Genomic DNA, 19,968 nt, shown 5'->3' on the forward strand with positions numbered 1-19,968 from the left:
AACTAATAACGAACAAATAATCTACTACTTTTTCAGTAATTTATAGTGTTAAAAGGATTTAACACTAAAGGCTAGATTCTCTACAGCACAGCCCGTACTACTTTTATTAACACGGTAGTAATGCGTAACTTCAGTAGCATTTAAATCGAGTAGAAACTCATCATGCTGGGCTACAGCTTGTTGCTCTTGAGTTAAACACATAGCTTGCACAAGCGAGCGCAATTTAGCATCAGAGAAAATAGTGCCAAAACGCTGCATCGGTAATCGAGGAATTTTAATACTAGGCAGTGCATTATCAACAGTTCGCTTCGCAAGACTAAAACCATCCTTTGTTACATCAATAACCGCCCCTGCAGGCCAATAACTGATTGCTCCTTTGTTTTTAGCGTCTGATTGAACATGTACTACACCACTTTTACCAATCACCGTCATTAATGCAGTTTCACCTGCTCGAATTGATACAAGCGCCGTAGTTTCATCAATGCCAAAACCATGTTTTTGCCCTGAATCTGCCAGTAATCTAGCCAAACGCATGGTTCTGTTGCGCTCGCTAAAATGAGTATCTAGAACCCCGTAAGTAAAGCTACCTAGACCGCCTTGTTTTTCATAGGTTAATGAATCTGCTGAAAGGCTATTATCACATTCATTTTTACAGCGCTCACTCGGTGGTGAAACAGCAAATGCTCCAGCTCTTAATGCTGCTAAACTAGTCCCATTAGAAATCATAGGCACCGAACCATAGGCATTCTTACCACCACTTTGCAAGGCTGTTCCTGCACTTGTGCCAACAAGTAATGGCCTTTGTAAAATTGCATGGGTCCAAGGGTATTGCTTGCCGTTATCATCAAAAAGCACCTGTCTAGTTAAGCTCTGATCACCACCGTTAAACATAATGCCAGTTGCGTTTTCAATCAGTTTAACTAAATGCTCTACCCCTTGATCACAAAGCGCTTTTTCGGCCTTAATTCGGTCAGGGTAAATAGTCTCACGGTTAAAAACAGCCATTGTCTCAGTACGTAAAGCATCTAAATTCTCACATTGCTTACTGGTAATCGCTCTTGCTAAAGCGGGTGTTAAAGGTAACCACTTTGATTCGACACCATTAAAGCTTAATAATCCTTCATAAAAATCTGCTGATTCATAAGGGTCTCTGCTTGAAGCTGTAACCGCTAAAATGGTTGGTGATTCATCCGTTGTTTTTAACGAAGCAGACACAAAGTCTAAAATATCACTTGCTGCACTTTCATTGTTATCCGGTACACTAACTTGCTCTTTTTGTCTTGTAGAATCGGTTGTTAACACAGGAACTTCGAGAGTATCTAGCACGAAGTTATACTCTTTATCTGTTAACGCGTTCAATAACGTATTATCTAAATCACGCCATGCCCATAAAATATCACTTTTAGTGTTCACATCAGACTGTTGACGTGCAATCTGTGCTAACAACTTAAGCGTTTGCTGGCGATTTTTTTCATTATTTGTTGGCCAGTTTGTCTTTATTGCAGATAAAGCATCATTATTTAATCGAAATTGATTAGTTTGTTTACCACTGATCTGTTTATTAGAAAGGCAATTTTTAGGGCTCATACTTGAGCAGGTTGTCAATGCCCCACCAATTAAAACTAACGTTTGCTGTTGCTCACTTGCATAAACTTTACTGCCAAATGACGCGAAAACAACACTAAATACCCCAAAAATAAACCCAATGTGGTATTTAGCACTTTGCTCCTTAAGGATGTTCATATTGTTACACTCTTGTAAAAAAATATTAGAAAATTACTTGCACAGCTTTTTGTTGCTTGCTATAAAAAAAAGGAACATTTAAAACGCGAGTAAGCTAGCACTGTATTACTAGCTTTGTCAAAAGACCTTACGGATTGGAATTATGTTGAAAAACGCATTATCGCTTTGTACATATTTCTACTCTCCACACTACCTTTCGGAGTGGTTTGACGAGTAGCCACACCTCACTTCCTGTGAGGGGCTAGTTGTGTCTATAACCCACTGCCCTGTCTAAAAAATTATAACAATTATTTAAAATGTCACGGTTTTGCCGTGGGTATTTAATACCAATTCGCTTAATTAAGTATTTTTGCGGATTGGTATAAGACAAAGGTAAATCAATATGTTTCATCAGTTATCAATTGCTGTAGCAATCAGCGCTGTGCTGTGCCCAGTTCATGCTGTGTATGCTCAAAACGACCAACAATCAGAAAAAATTGAACGAGTAGAAGTAACAGGATCACGAATTAAAGGGGTTGATCTAGAAGGAACCATCCCGCTTACCGTGCTTGACCAAGATGCAATCAAGCGCTCAGGAGCGAACACTATTCATGAGTTATTAAAAGATTTATCTGTATTCAAAGGCGGATCAGGTACCTTTTCGACATCTGAAAGTGGTGGTACATCAACCTCAACGCCAGCGGGTCAATCTGCTGCCAGCCTTCGTGGTATGGGGCCCTCAGCTACATTAACACTGATTAATGGCCGTCGTGTCGCGCCGAGCTCGTTCGCTGCAGGCACTGAAAACTTTGTTGATGTGAACTCAATTCCACTTGCCGCAATCGAGCGCATTGATATTCTCGCCACTGGTGCATCGGCAATATATGGGGCTGATGCTGTTGCTGGTGTTATTAACTATATTCTTAAAGATGACTTTCAAGGAGCTGAAGTAAACACTTCTTACACCAATAGTTTTGACAGTCATGACGAAGGTAAGAAACAACTTAACTTAGTTTACGGCACGAATATAGGTGAGAGTAACTTAACGGTATTTGCCGATATTTACGATCGCAATGCCTTTAAAGCGACCGACAGAAGCTATACCGCAACCCCAAATTTAGTGAATGGTTACTCATACTTACCCAAACTTGAGAACTCGCCGAACATTTATTACTACAGTAGTCGAGATGGCAATGAGCTACCTGCGCCAAACTGTAAAACAGAACTTGTTACGACTGAGTATGGGGAGCAAATTTGTGCTTACTATGCTAACCAAGATGATTACCTAGAAACCCCATTTGAAAGCATATCAACTGGCTTTATGTTTAACAGCAACTTAGGTGATTTAGATTGGCATACCGATTTCTTCTATAGCCAAACTAAATCAAAAGCGTATTCATCACCAGCCCCTATCAATCAAATAAACGACGAAGACGGCCCTTATATTATTGAAGATGCGTTATTTATTTATGATAGCGCTGACGGCAGTAACGAGCTGATGGACCAGCTTTATATTGATCCATTTACCACTCAAGCGGGTCGAGATGTGTATGGCTTTGCATTTGATGCGCGCTTTAATTCACCACGAACGGTTGAAGTCGAAACCAAAAACTTTCGCTTAGTCAGTAGCCTTGCCGGTTACATTGGTGATTGGAGTTGGGAGTCAGGTGTAACATTTTCTCGTTCTAAGTCAGAGCAACAAGCAATTGATGGTATTTATAACCGCTATCAATTTCATGCAGCTATCACTGGTGAATTATGTTCTGACGGATCATTAGCTACATACGATGGAACACAGCTCAATTGTGCACAAGGTCAGTTAATGACGTTCTACAACCCGTTTTTACAGGGGGATAGTAATAACGATGCAGTGCTTGATCTTGCAAAAGCAAACCCAAGTAGAAGCGGTGAAAGTACAGTATACGGTTGGGATTTAAACTTTAATGGCGATTTATTTACGTTTAATGAGTTACCCATTTATGCTGCATTTGGTATTGAAGCTCGACGAGAAGAATTAAAAGATATTCCGTCGTTAGACTCACAAGCCCGTCCTGAAAATGGTTATTTGGTAGATGTATTTGGTTTCGGCTCTAGCTTGTCTGAAGCCGATCGTACTCAGTACGCTGCATTTTTAGAGTTGAATGTGCCACTCACTGAGCAGCTAGAACTGCAAGTCGCTGGTCGTTACGATCATTACGATGACTTTGGTGGAACGTTTAACCCTAAAGTTGGTTTAAGCTATCGTCCTTCAGATTCTCTTATCATTAGAAGTTCTTGGTCAACGTCGTTTAGAGCACCTTCATTAACTCAAGCTGGCGTAAAATTACGTACCACACAATCACGCTTCGATTGCGGTGCTAATCAGGCTGTTGCAGATTTATATTGTATGGGTGATGGCACCGAGGTCAGTGTTAACAGCCTAGAACTCGGTAATCAAGCACTCAAAGCCGAAGAGTCTGAAGCGCTCAGCATTGGCTTTGCATGGAGCCCATCTGTAAATACTAACTTAACGGTTGATTATTGGCATTTTGATCACGAACAAGTTATCGATACCAATATGACTGCAGTGCTAGATAGAGCTATTACAGATGCTTCTCTTCGTCACTGTGGGCTAGTACCACAAGGTCAACAAGGTATTTCGTACGAGGAGCAGCTGTGTGAAGTAACCGATAATGCTGGACTCAATATCGAAAGTGATGGCGCTAATCTTTCAGAGATCCTCACAAACTATATTAGTGAGTTTAACCCGCGAGAAGATGAGCTATTCCTGCCATTATTTAGAGACCATGTTATTCCTCTTGAAAATACTGGCACCCAGACATTAGCAGGTATCGATTTTAAATTTGATCATCGATTTAATTTTGCAAAAGGTAATTTAACACTCGCTTTCGATGGTACACACTATTTAGAGTTTGAGCGAAATAAACCTGGCTCAGATGCAATCGAAAAACTAATTGGTACTTATCGCTACCCTGAAAATGTAGGCAGATTTTCTATTGATTGGGAAGCTGAGAGTTATTACTTAAATCTCGGTGCCAATTATACCAGTAGTTATGAGGATGATATCGAAGGGCTGCGTGGTCGTGAAATAGACGAACTAGAAGAGCTTGGCGAGCTTAACGAGGAGTTAAAACGTGACGTTGATGACTGGTTAGTATGGGATTTATCAGCTGGCTATTTTGTCAATGATGCATTATCAATCCGCGCTCGTATTGATAATATCTTCGATAAAGAACCCCCTAAGCTATATGGCTCAAGCCGCGGGTTTGATTCAACCAATCATAATGCATATGGCACTCGCTATACGTTGAGTCTGAGCTATCGCTTTTAACATTAATGTGGGCGGCTCTATGTCGCCCACATTGCTAAGTTTGTGTTATCAATAACTCAAACTCGCGGCTCTCAGTGTTAATCTTTCTCAGCAAGGGCTACAATACCTTGCTTTTCTCACATTCTTCGAACAATCGTTAAGTGACTTTATGAAAAACAAACAGTTTGCGATGCCTGATGCGAGCATCATTTTGTTATGCGTCGCAGTCATCGCCTATTTAGCCAGTTTATTTATAACACCCGGTGTGTTTAATGCCGAACAAGATAGTCACAGTGTTGAATTATCACAGTATCAAAAAGCAACAGAACATACACCACCTGCCCTTTTTGCAGAAGGAGGAGGCATTGGTCTAGCCAATGTATTGTTTGAAGGCTTAGTCTCTGGTGATAAATATGGTGCAGCCATCGGGGTAATGGCATTTATTTTAATCACAGGTGGCGCCTTTGGCGTTATTTTAAAAACGGGTGCGATTAATAACGGCATTATGGCGCTGATTAATAAAACACAACACGTAGAGTGGATATTCATTCCTTTGCTATTTGTGCTTTTTTCATTAGGAGGCGCAGTATTTGGTATGGGTGAAGAAGCCATCGCCTTTTGTATTGTGTTATTCCCCATTATGAAACAACTCGGTTATGATGCAAAATTAACTGTATTAACAACTTATGTTGCGACACAGATTGGCTTTGCTACCTCTTGGATGAACCCATTTAGTATCGCAATTGCTCAATCAATTGCAGAGATCCCGGTGTTTTCTGGTGCCGGATTCAGAATGGTTGCGTGGCTGGTTTTTACCTCATTTGGCCTTCTATTTACTATCCGATATGCTAATTCAATCAGATCGGCAAAGAACCTAAGTGCTCAAGAAAATAACAAGTCAATTAGCTTAGACAGCGCAGATAAGCTTATCTTAATAACCTTTATTGCAGGTATTATTTGGGTTATTTGGGGTGTTATGGCAAGGCAGTATTATATTCCTGAATTAGCTGCGCAGTTCTTCTGCTTAGGTTTAGCCTCTGCTGTTATTGCTAGTCTATTTAAAAAACAAACAGCAAATGAAAGCGCAAATGCATTTAAAGAGGGTGCACAAGAACTCCTGCCCGCAGCGCTTTTGGTTGCTTTAGCAAAAGGCGTTATTTTAATACTTGGCGGTAGCGATTTAACATCGCCTTCAACTCTAAATACTTTGCTTTACTATAGCGCCACCAGCATCTCAGTTGTACCAGACTATATCGCCGCTTGGGGTATGCTATTATTTCAAAGTGTATTTAACTTTTTTGTATCTTCAGGTTCAGGACAGGCAGCAATCACAATGCCGCTAATGTCACCACTGGGTGATCTATTAAATATTTCACGGCAGATTGTAGTGCTGGCATTTCAATTAGGTGATGGACTAACCAATATATTTATTCCCACCTCAGCAAGCCTTATCGGCTGTTTAGGCATTGTTAAACTTGATTGGAGTGAGTGGGCAAGCTTTATTTGGCGTTTTACCTTAGCGCTATTTGGCCTTGCTAGTTGTTTTATTTTTCTCGCACATTTTATTAACTATCAGTAAAAGATTTAATTATGTTAACACTTATAAAAGGCGCCGATATTTTCGCTCCTTCGCCGCTTGGAAACCAAGATGTTTTAATCGCGGGCGGAAAAATCGTGGATATACAGCCTGAAATTAATATCGAAAATTATCATGGTGTTACCATCGTTGATGGATCTAATTGTATTTTAACTCCGGGGTTTGTTGACTCTTTAGTCCATATAACAGGTGGTGGCGGTGAGGCTGGTTTTGCTAGCAGAACACCTGAAATGAACCTAACAGATGCAACATTGCATGGTACAACAACGGTTATCGCTGCCCTTGGTACTGACTCAAGTAGTCGAACCCATAGTAATTTAATTGCAAAAGCAAAAGCACTTAAAGAACGAGGGTTAAACGTATTTTGCCATACAGGTTCATATCACTTACCTGCTAAAACACTCACTGGTTCAATAACGAATGACATTATGTATATTGAGGAGTTTATTGGTGTCGGTGAAGTCGCCATTTCTGATCATCGCAGTAGTCAGCCAACGGCTCAGCAACTTGCTGAACTAGCCGCTGAAGCAAAAGTGGCTGGCATGTTAAGTGGTAAAAAAGGCACGGTTAGTATTCATGTAGGTCCAGTAGATAGTCACTTATCTTTATTACATGAGATAGATAGCTTAACTGATATTTCGCTTAGCCAGTTTTATCCTACGCATATGAATCGTAATCTAGCTTTACTCAATGCGGGCGTGGCGTTTTGCAAAGCGGGTGGCACTATCGACTTTACCACAAGCACGACAGAGTATGATCTTGCCCATGGTGAATATTCAGCCGCGCAGGCACTGGCTTACTGCCTTAAAAATAATGTACAACCGACTAAGCTCACCATGAGCTCTGATGGTCATGCAAGCTTACCTATTTTTGATGATAACTTTAATCTATTAGGTCTTGAAGTTGGTAAAGAATCAACATTGCATAGCTCGTTTGTTGAAGCCGTTCAAGAATATGGTGTATCGGTTGAACACGCATTAATGGCTATTACCTCAAATCCAGCTGATGTGCTTGGTATTAATAAAGGTAGAGTGACTATCAATGCGGATGCAGATCTGGTGTTACTTGATAATGCATCACTGCAGCCCATTGAGTGTTGGTCAAATGGCGTACACATGGTGCATCAAGCTAAGGCAATAGTGAAAGATACTTTTGAATAAAGGCTGCACAAGCAGCCTTAATTGCTTTCTTCTGAAATTCGAGTAACTAAGAGTTGCTCGACCTTCACTCCTTCAACATCAACCACTTCAAATTTAAACCCGCCAAAGTGTATAAACTCGGCGCGCTTCGGAAGTCGCTTCATCGTATAAATAAGGAATCCGGCAACAGTTTCATAATGTGATTGATCAGGAAACTCTTCTATCTCTAGTACTTTAGCAAGCTCAACCACAGGTGTCAGGCCATCCACTAACCAAGAAGTGTTATCACGTTGAATAATTAACTCTTCGCCCTGATGACTGATCAAATCACCCATAAAGCCTTTCATTAAATCTTTAACAGTGACAATGCCAACCATTAGTGCATATTCGTTAACAACAACAGCAAATGGCTCAGCTGCTTTTTTAAAGGTATTTAATGCTTCAGAAAGACTGAGTGTTTCTGGTAAGTAAAAAATATCACGGCTGATTAACTCACTATCTATCTCAGCAGTTTGCCCTTTAAGTACCTTACGAAGGATATCTTTTGATTCAACCGAACCAATTAATTTGTCTAAACTACCATCACACACTAAAAAGTGATTATGCGGGTGCTCAATAATTTTGGTAGCGACTTCTTGGGCATCAGCTTTTACATCAAAAAATACAATTTGATCACGTGGAGTCATCACACTCGATAAAAACCGGGCCTCCAAATCAAACACATTGCCTATTAACTCATATTCCTGTTGCTGTAGGCTGCCATATTCAGCCCCAGCATCCATCATAGCAACGATGTCTTCAGTGGTAACAATATCTTCTCGTTCAGCCGGAACTTTAAAGGCGCGTAAAATAAAGTTTGTAGTGCCATTAAAGAACACAACAAATGGCGTTAATGCAAAGGTAACCCAGCGCATTATAGACACCACATTGACAGCAACAGCCTCTGGCATAATCATCGCTAGGCGTTTAGGCAGTAAATCTGCAAATAAAATGAATAATGAGGTTATGCTAAAAAACGAAATCAAAAAGCTAATTTGACTTAGTAACGGGCCTTGATAAATCATCCCTAAAATTTGTTCAATATAAGGTGATAAAGCTTGCTCACCGACAATACCACCTAAAATAGCAATCGCATTCAAGGCAATTTGTATCATCGCAAAAAATGCCCCCGGCTGCTCTTGCAACGTTAATACTGCCTGGGCTTTTTTATTGCCTTCGTCGACCATGACCCTTAATTTTATCTTACGTGATGCAGCAATAGCTATTTCGCTCATTGCAAACAACGCACTGATCAAAATTAATATCATAATAACGAGTAAGTCACTCATTGTGGCTCCTAGTAAAAAGCATTCAGACTGTTGAATGCAAACAACTTTTTGCTCACTTATGCTGTTTAGAGTTTGGCGAGAAAGGTCAAAAAGCAGCTGATTATAACTGCTTTATAGCAATCAACAAGTGCTATTTTAAATCACTGGAAACAAAGGCTTTATTGAGCTTATCTAAAGTCACTGGGTCGATATTTCCGTTACAAGCAAAGTATAAATCAGCGCGTGCAACAGGTAGCTGATAAACAGGCTCTAGAAAAGAAAGGCTTTGATCATTTTTACTTTCAAATTGATATTGTTGGTCACTTAATACCACTAAATCAACAGTTGTACGACGACTCTTAAGAATGTCGTAAATATTTTCAAAGCTATCAAGCAGGATTAACTGTTTATTTTCATTAAAACCCTGCTCTTTTAAATAAACATGGGAGTAGTTATTTTTTAGAACTGCAGTACGATATTTTTTCGCATCATCGAGGTTATTGATACTCAGCCGATTAGATTTAAATGCATAAAAAGATGCTGAAAAGCCTTCAAGTTTATGTATCCACTTAAATTTTTTCTCTCTGGAAGGAATACGTGCTAATGAAAAAATACACGTGTTTGCGTCACGTAAAGCAGCATTGTATGTAATTGACCAAGTATTAATTGATATGTCGTACTGCATCCCTGATTTTTCGAGGGCAGCTTTAACTTTGCCCACGACAGAGCCAACTAACTCGCCTTGTTCGTTCTGATATTGGAAGTTTGGAAAGTTTTCAGTTACCACTGTTATTGCTGCAAAACTAGGTTTAGCAATAATAAGCAATAACAAGGCTAGAGATTTCCACATCGCAGACAAACCAAATTTATAATTATTTTTTATAATAATATAGCGTGTAGTTAGGAATAATGGAATGTTTTTAAGACTAAGGAATGAGTAAGGGGAGTAACACACTCCCCTGTTGCATCAAGGCAAATTACTTGTTCATCGCAGCAATTAAAAAGGCGGAAATTTTTGCACCTTCTTTAAGCGTTGTTTCAGAACTCGTTTGACCAATCAAAGAGCTGTCTGTAAATGGTGCAATTTCCATCATATCAGCCCCGGTAATTGGAAACTCATCAGCTAAAGCAACCAAAATGTCTAATGCATGCTGTGGTGTTAAGCCACCAGCTTCAGGTGTGCCTGTCGCAGAAGCAAATGCCTCGTCTAGTGCATCAATATCAAAGCTCACATAAAGCTCATCAACCTTATCTGCTTTAAGCTGAGCAATTACTTCTTCAGCAACAGCTTTAGCACCACGCTCAATAATTTCATGTGCCCAATGTTGCTTAACACCAAAAGTCTCTTCCCAGTGTTGTTTCGGTTTACCACTTGAACGAATACCAAATTGAATAAGGTTACGCGGTGCAGGTAGGTACTCAAGGATATGTGTACACCATGAACCAAAACATAAATCGATACCTAAGCGCTCTACAAGTAAATCAGTGTGTGCGTCAAAATGGATAATTGCAGTGCGTTTACCTGCATCACGCTTTGCTTTCAAATACGCTTTAGTCAGCGGATAACTGATTGAATGGTCACCGCCAATCCCGAAAATACCTTTATCTGGGTAGTTGGCATAAAACCCATCACAGACATCTTCAGTGATAGACAATGGTGATACATGGTATTCGCTGTTTTCATCAGCATAGAGTGCTTTTTGACAGTTTGTGATTGTAGCTTCGTTTAGGTATTTATCATGCAATAAATGAGGAATAACACGAACGTCACCTAAGTCGAACGCGCGAGCCTGTGGTTGTTGATCAATTAAGGTAGAACGTAAAAATAACGGGCCCCAGTTAGCACCCCGTAAAATACCCCCACCACAATCAGAGCTGATCCCAAGAATCACAGCTTTATGTTCTGAGTCGGCTAGTGTCTCTAATGACTCTTTCCAAAGAACGTCTACGTTCTCTGTCTGACCGTATAATTTTGTTCGTAAGGCATCTTTACGTTCTTTCGCTGTATTTACCGTAAAAACACCATCGCCTGGTGGGCAAAGACATTGACTTAGTTTTTCGTGAAATGCTTTTTGTGTGTTACTCATTTCTACTCCGCTGCTAAATAACTGCATATTCATTCGTAATCGTTAAAATTACGCTTTCTCATAATCTAGAAACCGCGATGCAAGCATCACATTTATCATGAGAAGAAGGAAAAATTAACCTCTTGAAATTTATAGTTTATTATTTCTAAAGAGACTCATTATGGGTGCTCAATAACTCTATGAGCGTGGTATTTTGGCAGGTATAACATGCACGGAGGGAAAGTCAAATTTTGCAGCAACCCATTAGATTGCTGCAATAGATTTATATTCAAGCTAGGTGAATACTCATTATTCGTAACCCCTTGGCTTCTTAGTTTTTATCACCGCAATGTAAGCATGCCAACTCGCGTAGCTCAATAATGGCATAATAACAATGAACCCTGCCGTTCCAGTGACAAATCCCAGAAATACCATGAATATTATTAAAGCAGCCCAAACAACCATTGCGCCTACATTGGTTTTTACTGCATTCATCGATGAGATAACCGCCGTCATTATATCTACGCGCCTTTCCATCATTATCTGCGGGGTAAATGCTGAAATAGCAAAGACTGTTACCAGCAAAATGCCGCCAACTATCGAGCCAAGCGTAAGAAACGCAGATAGCTGTTCAAAGCTAGGATCTACAACATTCGGATACAGTGCGTGGATCAATGCAGCAAGTCTCATCCACACAATCATAATCACCATTAATAATACTGCAAATCCCCATTCACCAGCGGGGTTTCTAAACATTGATTTTAAACTGTGCATTAAGGTCGGTTTATGCCCTTTTTCTAGCTCCCAAGCAACATCGTAAAGCCCAGCCGCAAATGCAGGGCCAATAAGAGCAAAGCCAACAACCGCTGGCAAAATGACAAGATGTGTATCAAATTGATACACAAAGTACATTATTGCTGCTGGTATTAGTGTAAAAACTAAACCGTACACTAAGCTTAGGATTGGCGCATTGGCAATATCTTTAAACGCTAAAGCAAGCCAATGAAACGGAGCAGCCATAGAAACATGAGCACTCTCTAAACAGCGAGCAAATTCATGATGTTTACTCATAGATGATGAAGCAGGCATAATAGGTCCTCTTTTATCGTTACATCTTTAGGTTTAGGTTATCTGTGCAAATCTTGCAACATTCGTAATCTAATAGGACATCTGTCCTGTACTTTAAACACGTATGATTAAAGTATTACGCTTTAGACAAAAATAAGGTTTAATAATGGAAAAGGTATTTCATTTAGGGCTCACTCGTGAGGACTTAAACGGTGCAACACTGGCAATCGTCCCTGGTGATCCTGATCGCTCTGCCCGCATTTCAACACTTCTCGATAACCCAAAGTGCTTAGCGAAGACCCGTGAATTTCATGTATATCGTGGTGAGTTAAACGGCCACAGCGTGGTAGTTTGTTCAACTGGTATTGGTGGGCCATCTACATCAATTGCTGTTGAAGAGCTTGCCCAGCTAGGTATTGATACCTTTTTACGCATTGGTACAACAGGTGCTATTCAACCACACATTAATGAAGGCGACATTTTAATTAGCCAAGCATCTGTTCGTTTAGATGGTGCAAGTCAGCACTTCGCGCCATTGAGCTACCCTGCGGTATCTGACTTTTTTGCAACACAAGCTATGGTTAATGCTTGTGATAATTTAGGCATTAATTTCCATATTGGCATTACAGCTTCAAGTGACACCTTCTATCCAGGTCAAGAACGTTACGATACCTATTCAGGCTATGTTCCTCGCTCATTACAAGGCAGCTGTGAAGAGTGGCAAAAGCTTGGCGTGATGAACTATGAAATGGAATCAGCAACACTTTTCACTATGTGTGCAGCACTTGGCTTACGCGCAGCGTGTGTTGCTGGTGTATTAGTAAACCGTACTAAGCAAGAAATTCCTAATGTTGACCACGGCGAGATTGAGAAAAAGTCAGTCGCCGTAGTCATTGAAGCTGCAAAACTATTGCTAAACTAATCTTTAACTAGCTTAGCAATACAGTGCTCAAATGCTGGTGGGTTATCAAAACTTGCCAGCACACTTTTAGCCACCTCATACTGATTTTCGGCCCCTTGTGTTTCTAACAAGGTGATCGACTTAACCGTCTTATCATCAAACTTTAACCCAGCAAGATAAAACTGACTTAAAGCACTTTGAACCGGTGATAAACTTGGGCTGTAAGCCGCATTTTCAGCATAGCTTCCGTAAAAATTACCGTTTTCAAAAGTCGTGATTTTAACGCTACAGTAGTTCGCGGTATAAGGTACGTAAGCTTTTAGTGCAGTTTCAGCTAATTTCTGATCGAGCTCATTAACACTATCGAAATGACCGTCGTTTTTTTCCTGTGAGAATAAGCTTTCGTTATTCCCTAAGTCTGTTGGCCCAAACGAATACGGCAAAAGCTCATGTAAAGTAAAGTGTCTTTCAGGAAGTAATATTTCGAGTGATTGCGCTGTACTGAGCTCATTCATAAACTGGCGACAGTATCCACAAGGGGCATCACTGATCGCAATTTTATCTATTGATTGAGCACCGTTTAACCATGCATTATTTATCGCAGATTGTTCTGCGTGAACAACTAAACTTAGCGCTTGATGAGAAAACTCCACATTAGCACCAAAATAGAATGTCGTTTCACCTTGCTGATTTTTACCTTGTGCAATAGCACCGACATAGAATTTTGAAATTGGTGCGACAGAAAACAAACTCGCAACAGGTACACACGCTTTTAAGAGTTGTGACTCTGTTAACTGATGTTGCTCACAAAGTAATAAAATATCAGCTTGAGATAAGATGCCACGTTGGCTTTTCAACTGACTAAAAAGAGATTGCTTTTGCTCATCACTGAAGTCAAAAGGTGTTGTTCTTGACACAGAATTAGATACGTCTTTCCTAGTTACTGTCATAACAAATTATAATTATTAATTGGCTAAACAGTTTAAAAGGTTATGCATTTAAATACTAGGTTTCAACGCGCTGTGTCTCGAAATTTACAACAAAAAAAGTGTTAAATAGGCATTTTTTGTAAGCGCAAATATACACAGAAAATGAATTTCAGCTAGTTTCTCTGTTTATTGATGAACTAGCCAATTTTTAGCTTTACTAAAACACTCAAAATTCTCGGCTTGAAGGTTGTAACGTTTAGCTTTTTGCACAAATAAGTCATGCATAAAGCCATCGAAACTCACCACAATAGCTAATACAGCTCGCTTTAACGAGTTAGCAATCACTGGCATTATAGTAAACAAGTCTGCTGGTGCGAAGTCATGGGTTAACTCAGATACATCAACAAGAATTTTTTCTGACCCATATAATACTGAATATTGATGGGCTATTTGGTAAAAATTAATCACATCCTGTGCACTTGCAGTCCCTCTTAACGTCATCATCACTAAAGACGTCGATGCATCATAAGTGATGCACGTTGACACGTTCGACATAGGTTACTCTAAAATGCGTGGGTAAAGGTAAAATTAATGGTTGCTGAATAAAAGCCGGGCTATTTTATGGATCTGCCTTGCTTAGTCAATACCTAGCTATAAAATAGGTATGACCAGTTGCAAAGTTCACACTTAAGGATTGGATTTATGCCCGCAAATGTTACTTACTTTCATAATCTATTTACCTTTTGAACATGTATGAGTTTTCTAATCCATTATTAAGCTTTTTCGTATAACTCTATTTCTAATTAAAATCCATAATAAATAACCTCACATATGTAGACGAAAGGATTATGCACTTCCCATCCTTACTCTGGTTTGTATAAAGGATTAATTGTAATGAAAATTCGTTTTCTGTTTTATCTATGCTTGATGCTGTTCACAAGTACTGCTCTGTCACAAGCAATCACAGAAACTGAATTTAAGGAAATAGAAACCTCAATTACTAAAACCTATGCCAGCTCTCCTACCAATGCCCTACAGCTAGTCAATTCATTATTATCCTCTGACACATTAATATTTTCATTAGAACAACGAGCAATAATCACAAATTATAAGGCTTGGTTTTTACTTGAAAACGATGAATTAGAGCAAGCCATGAAAACACTAGTTCATTTCATGGATATAGCATTACAGTCGAGTAATAAGGATTTAATGTATGGCTACTTAAACATATCTGGCGGTATTTATGCCCGATTAGGCATGTATCAAGATGCATTACACTATTATAGCGATGCATTACCTGTGGCAAAAACAATCGGAAAGCACCTTTTACAACAAACCGAAATCAATATTGCTCTGATTAACCTCAATTTAAAACGTTACCGTGACGCTACCATCGCTTTTGAACAATACAGAGATACCGCAAAAATAGAGAATCAGCCCCTAGATGAGTCGTTTGCAAGTACCCACCTTGCAATGGCGCTAATTGGTTTAGGTGATTTTGATCATGCATTAGATGTATTAAATGACGCGATAATATTACAACAACGCCACGGCTTTACTGCTCATCTAAGTAAAAGTTTTGTATTGAAGGGAAAGGTATTACGTTTAAAAGGTATGTTAAATGAATCAGAAGAATTTCTAACTGATGCTGTAAAGCTTATAAAAACTCAAGCCTACAGCGGTGATTACTTAAGTGTGGTTTTATGTTTAGCGCAAACATACGATGCACAAGATTCAGCGAACAAAGCTCTTAATTTACTCGCTTCGATTGAAACAGATACTTTTAAGCTCTCTGATATCACGACTCAGCTTGAAGTAACCAAGTTGACTGCACAACTACTTGAAAAGCAAGAACAGTATGCTGAAGCACTGATTGCATACAAACACTATGCACAGATCAATGCGGAAATTTTAAAACGCCAAGCAAATGTTAATTTAGCTAAAGCATTAGCGCAGGCTGATGCAAAAGCCAAAGAGCTCAAAATTGCAGAACTTACACGCGCAGAGCAAGTAAAAGCAACAAAAGCGCAGGCGTTTAAAGATCTTACTATCGTCATATCAATATGCTTGGTAATCATCTTGTTTGGTTCTTTTATTGCGATAAATAATATTGATAAGCGAAAACAAGAACTTGAAAAGATACTAGTACAATTAAATGAAACGCAAGATCATTTAATTGAAATCGAAAAGATAGCCTCTTTAACCTCATTAGTCTCTGGCATGGCCCATCAATTAAATACACCAATAGGCACAATTGTCACAGCAAGCTCACTCATCGACGAATATTTAGAGTCTTTGTCAGATAAATTTAAACAACAAAACTTATCAAGCAAATACTTCCATGAATTTATTACCAACACCGACAAGGCCAAGGATCTTGTTATTTCAGCTATTAACCGTTTAGCAGGTATTGTTGAGGAATTTAAGGCACTTAATGTGTCTATTAACTTAGACAAACCCTTATCGAGTATTCCATTAAAAAACTTTATTCATCATAAACTAGAGCCTATGAGTAAATATTTAGGTAAGAAAATTACTTATCATGTTGATGGAGACAGTGTAGCCATTACTTCCTGCCCTTCAATTTTAGAGGATATTCTAAAAACTCTGGTTATTAATTCCTATGAACATGGTTTTACACATACAGCAGAAGGAAAGGTAGACATTAACATCCGCGCAGGTAATAACTATGTCAAAATTATCTATCAAGACAACGGCGTAGGCATTAAGGAATCAATCCTGCAAGAAATTTTTACCCCATTCTATACCACTAATTTAGGTGGCCATCACTTAGGGCTTGGTTTGAACGTGGTTTTTAATGCTGTGAAATATAACTTGAAAGGCAATATATGCGCCGTACCATCAAAGCACGGCGCACGGTTTGTGATTACATTACCAATCGATGCACGATTAGTTGACGACATCAATTAACCTGTATTGCGCATACCTGCAGCAATACCAGTCATTGTAATCATTAGGGCATTATCGATATCACCTTCAGAGTTTTCATCTGCTGCGCGTGAACGACGTAATAACTCCACTTGTAGTAAGTTAAGTGGATCAGTGTACGGGTTACGCAGTGCAATCGACTCTTTGATCCAAGGTTGGTCAGCAAGTAAGCTTTTTTGTGGGCTTAATGACTGCACCAGCTCAATTGCCTCAATCAATTCTTGGCGAAGCTTCACACCAAGTGGTTTATATTGCTCAGTTACCAATGCATCATCGTAATGAGCACTTAACCAACTATCGGCTTTACTAAATACCATTTCTAGCATCTCTAATCGAGCACGGAAGAAAGGCCATTTTAAGCTCATTTCGTGAAGTGTCTCGATGCCATATTTATCTAAAGCAGCTTTAAGACCTGTTAACGCACCTAACCAAGCAGGCAGCATTAAACGGTTTTGGCTCCAAGCAAAAATCCATGGAATTGCACGAAGGCTCTCTACCCCACCGTTCGGGTTACGCTTCGCTGGGCGAGAACCCAGTGGTAGTTTAGAGAGTTCTTGCTCTGGCGTTGCCATTCTAAAGTAAGGAACAAAGTTTTCATCATGACGCACAACTTGACGGTAATGCTCACACGAATCAGCACTGATAAGCTCCATCACTTCACGCCACTCGCTTTTCGGCTCTGGCGGTGGTAGCAGATTACTTTCAAGTACTGCACCGGCATAAATATTTAAGCTTTGTAGAGCAACAGCTGGTAAACCAAACTTAAAGCGGATCATTTCACCCTGCTCTGTTACACGCAGACCACCTTTTAATGAACCAGGAGGTTGTGAGCGAAGTGCTTGTGCAGCTGGCGCGCCACCGCGACCAACCGTACCACCACGGCCGTGGAATAAAATAAGCTCAATACCGCGATTCTCGGCTAATTGAACCAGCTTATCCATTGCTTCATATTGTGCCCAGCCTGCAGCCATCATACCTGCATCTTTTGCAGAATCTGAGTAGCCAATCATGACATTTTGTTGGTTTTGAATATGACCACGATACCAAGTGTTATCAAGTAAACATTCAATAACATCTTTACCATTATTTAAGTCATCTAGCGTTTCAAATAATGGCGCAACCGGTAAGTTAAACTTACAGCCGCTTTCTTTAAGCAATAACTGCACTGCCAGTACATCAGATGCAGTACGAGCCATCGAAATAATATACAGGCCGAATGTTTGTGCATCTTGCGCTGCAATTACATCAAATGTATCAAGCACTTCTTGTACTTCAGGGCTCGGTTGCCAATGTTTTGGAATAAGCGGACGACGAGAGTTTAGCTCAGCAAGTAAGAATGCTTGTTTGTCTTCTTCTTGCCATTGATGATAATCACCTAAGCCTAAATAACGTGTTAACTCAGAGAAAACATCACCATGACGCGACGAATCCTGACGAACATCTAATTTAGCAAGGCGTAGACCAAAGCTGTTAATACGACGCAGTACATCAAGCAGTAAACCATCGGCAACTACCTTCATATTGGTTTTAATCAGCGAGCGATAACACACTTCGATTGGGTGTTTAATTTGCGCTATATCTGTAATTAAATCTTCAGAATCAGTACGCTTTTTCTTAATTTTAGCGCCTAAATGCGTCACAGTTTCGGCAATTTGATTCTTGAGTTTTTTAAGTACCGCACGATATGGTTCAAAGTCTTGGCCTGCAAGTTCAATAAGCTCATCACTTGCATCTGACATTGATAGCTCATTGCTTAGCGTTTCGATATCACGCGAATACAAATCAAGCGCCATCCAGCGGCCATGATCAAGTACTTGCTGTGTCACTTCAGCAGTTACAAACGGGTTACCATCACGGTCTCCGCCCATCCAAGAAGTGAACTCAATTGGGCTGTAATCAATCGGCAACTCTAAATCGAGCTCAGTTTTTACATCTTCGCTAAATTCACGTAAGAAACGCGGTACGGCATGCCATAAGCTATTTTCGATAACAGCAAAGCCCCATTTTGCTTCGTCAATTGGCGTTGGCCGTGAACGGCGAATATCGTCAGTATGCCATGCTTGGCTAATTAGCTGAGCAATACGGTTTAATAGGTCAGCACGTTCGCTTGGCAAATTGTCTTTACGCTCTAAAGATGCAAGACAATCACTAAGTTCAACGTGTTTATTAATCATAGTACGACGCGTCACCTCTGTTGGGTGTGCGGTTAGTACAAGGTTTATGTGGAGTTTTGAGAGTGTTTGTGCCAAGTGATTTGGATCTACTTGACCTTGTTTTGCCGCTGTTGCTAACGCTTTTAATGTTTGAGTGAGAGGGTTTAATTGGCAAAAGCCAACATCATTAAAACGCGATACGGTATGAAATTGTTCAGCAACATTAGCAAGATTCAAAAAATGGTTAAATGAGCGTGCAACCGGTAATAGTTCTTCATCTGTGAGAGCGTGTAGTACATCGATAAGCGCTTGTCTGTCGGCTTCGTTACCACTACGTGACGATTTAGATAAAGCGCGAATTTCTTCTACCTTATCTAAAATGGCTTGTCCTTGTGCATCTTTAATGGTTTGACCCAGCATTTGTCCAAGCATACTAACATTACCGCGAAGTGCAGCATATTGTTCACTCATTCTCATACTCCTTTCTTTAGCTAAGTTGAAAGTACTTACTGCGCAGTATTTAACCAAGCACGAACGCAGCTAAATACTGATCCTTTCTATTAATATCATTGTCGGCGTTAATTTAATAGATCGAATTTTCTAACAAACTCGTAAAAAAGAATAACCAATCTATCAACATAAAAGTGTAATAAACACGCAGTTTGTTTTGATACAAGGTTAAGTGACACACATAATTGGTAAAATGGACTTACCAATTAAATTGTCAAAATACACGTAAATTAAGGCATTCTTAATATCAGTTTGGTCAAATTTTTACCGAGCCTTTTTATCTACTTTAGTTTAGGTAAATTAGATTCTAAATCGCT

The 19,968-nt window shown here is 39.7% G+C and carries 13 protein-coding genes; 5 read left to right on the top strand and 8 right to left on the bottom strand.

Features of this window, described 5'->3' with window-relative positions; translation table 11 throughout:
- Positions 1-48: 48 nt before the first annotated feature.
- The gene (locus tag AAEU31_RS03825) at positions 49-1,743 is read right to left on the bottom strand and encodes a cyanophycinase (RefSeq protein ID WP_421966498.1); all 1,695 of its coding nucleotides are present in this window, start codon (positions 1,741-1,743) and stop codon (positions 49-51) included.
- A 382-nt stretch (positions 1,744-2,125) separates the two neighbouring features.
- Here AAEU31_RS03825 and AAEU31_RS03830 point away from each other — a divergent pair, with 382 nt between their 5' ends.
- The 3 genes from AAEU31_RS03830 (at position 2,126) to iadA (ending at position 7,789) form a co-directional block, all read left to right on the top strand.
- Positions 2,126-5,053, top strand: coding sequence for a TonB-dependent receptor domain-containing protein (locus tag AAEU31_RS03830; protein WP_421966499.1), 2,928 nt, complete (start codon positions 2,126-2,128; stop codon positions 5,051-5,053).
- Between the two features lie 148 nt (positions 5,054-5,201).
- Positions 5,202-6,611: a putative basic amino acid antiporter YfcC gene (yfcC, locus tag AAEU31_RS03835; RefSeq protein ID WP_421966500.1), complete on the top strand. Its 1,410-nt coding sequence runs from the start codon at positions 5,202-5,204 to the stop codon at positions 6,609-6,611.
- 11 nt (positions 6,612-6,622) lie between these two features.
- Complete coding sequence (iadA, locus tag AAEU31_RS03840) at positions 6,623-7,789, top strand: beta-aspartyl-peptidase (protein WP_135926558.1); 1,167 nt, start codon at positions 6,623-6,625, stop codon at positions 7,787-7,789.
- A gap of 17 nt (positions 7,790-7,806) precedes the next feature.
- On the opposite strand, the gene paeA is transcribed toward iadA, so the two are convergent.
- The 4 genes from paeA to AAEU31_RS03860 form a co-directional block, all read right to left on the bottom strand.
- Positions 7,807-9,096: a polyamine export protein PaeA gene (gene paeA / locus AAEU31_RS03845; protein ID WP_135926557.1), complete on the bottom strand. Its 1,290-nt coding sequence runs from the start codon at positions 9,094-9,096 to the stop codon at positions 7,807-7,809.
- Positions 9,097-9,226: 130 nt separating this feature from the next.
- Positions 9,227-9,925, bottom strand: coding sequence for a substrate-binding periplasmic protein (locus tag AAEU31_RS03850; RefSeq protein WP_138556576.1), 699 nt, complete (start codon positions 9,923-9,925; stop codon positions 9,227-9,229).
- A 127-nt stretch (positions 9,926-10,052) separates the two neighbouring features.
- Complete coding sequence (locus tag AAEU31_RS03855; RefSeq protein WP_135926555.1) at positions 10,053-11,162, bottom strand: arginase family protein; 1,110 nt, start codon at positions 11,160-11,162, stop codon at positions 10,053-10,055.
- A gap of 288 nt (positions 11,163-11,450) precedes the next feature.
- A complete protein-coding gene (locus tag AAEU31_RS03860) occupies positions 11,451-12,230 on the bottom strand; it encodes a DUF2189 domain-containing protein (protein WP_199526905.1) in 780 nt (259 codons plus the stop codon).
- A gap of 145 nt (positions 12,231-12,375) precedes the next feature.
- On the opposite strand from AAEU31_RS03860, the gene udp reads away from it, so the two are divergent.
- Positions 12,376-13,131 carry a uridine phosphorylase gene (udp, locus tag AAEU31_RS03865; protein ID WP_135926553.1) on the top strand — a complete coding sequence of 252 codons (756 nt, stop codon included), beginning with the start codon at positions 12,376-12,378 and terminating at the stop codon, positions 13,129-13,131.
- On the opposite strand, the gene cdd is transcribed toward udp, so the two are convergent.
- Together cdd and AAEU31_RS03875 are read right to left on the bottom strand one after the other, a co-directional pair.
- Entirely contained in the window at positions 13,128-14,060 is a 933-nt protein-coding gene (gene cdd / locus AAEU31_RS03870) for a cytidine deaminase (protein ID WP_421966501.1), read from the bottom strand. The two genes, udp and cdd, sit on opposite strands and share 4 nt — an antisense overlap.
- Positions 14,061-14,225: 165 nt before the next feature.
- The gene (locus AAEU31_RS03875) at positions 14,226-14,594 is read right to left on the bottom strand and encodes a hypothetical protein (protein WP_135926551.1); all 369 of its coding nucleotides are present in this window, start codon (positions 14,592-14,594) and stop codon (positions 14,226-14,228) included.
- Positions 14,595-14,933: 339 nt separating this feature from the next.
- On the opposite strand from AAEU31_RS03875, the gene AAEU31_RS03880 reads away from it, so the two are divergent.
- A complete protein-coding gene (locus tag AAEU31_RS03880; RefSeq protein WP_421966502.1) occupies positions 14,934-16,970 on the top strand; it encodes a tetratricopeptide repeat-containing sensor histidine kinase in 2,037 nt (678 codons plus the stop codon).
- Here the strand turns inward: AAEU31_RS03880 and ppc are convergent.
- Entirely contained in the window at positions 16,967-19,612 is a 2,646-nt protein-coding gene (gene ppc / locus AAEU31_RS03885) for a phosphoenolpyruvate carboxylase (protein WP_421966503.1), read from the bottom strand. The two genes, AAEU31_RS03880 and ppc, sit on opposite strands and share 4 nt — an antisense overlap.
- Positions 19,613-19,968: the final 356 nt, after the last annotated feature.

The sequence above is a fragment of the Pseudoalteromonas thalassia genome, assembly GCF_049257215.1.
GTDB lineage: Bacteria > Pseudomonadota > Gammaproteobacteria > Enterobacterales > Alteromonadaceae > Pseudoalteromonas > Pseudoalteromonas lipolytica_C.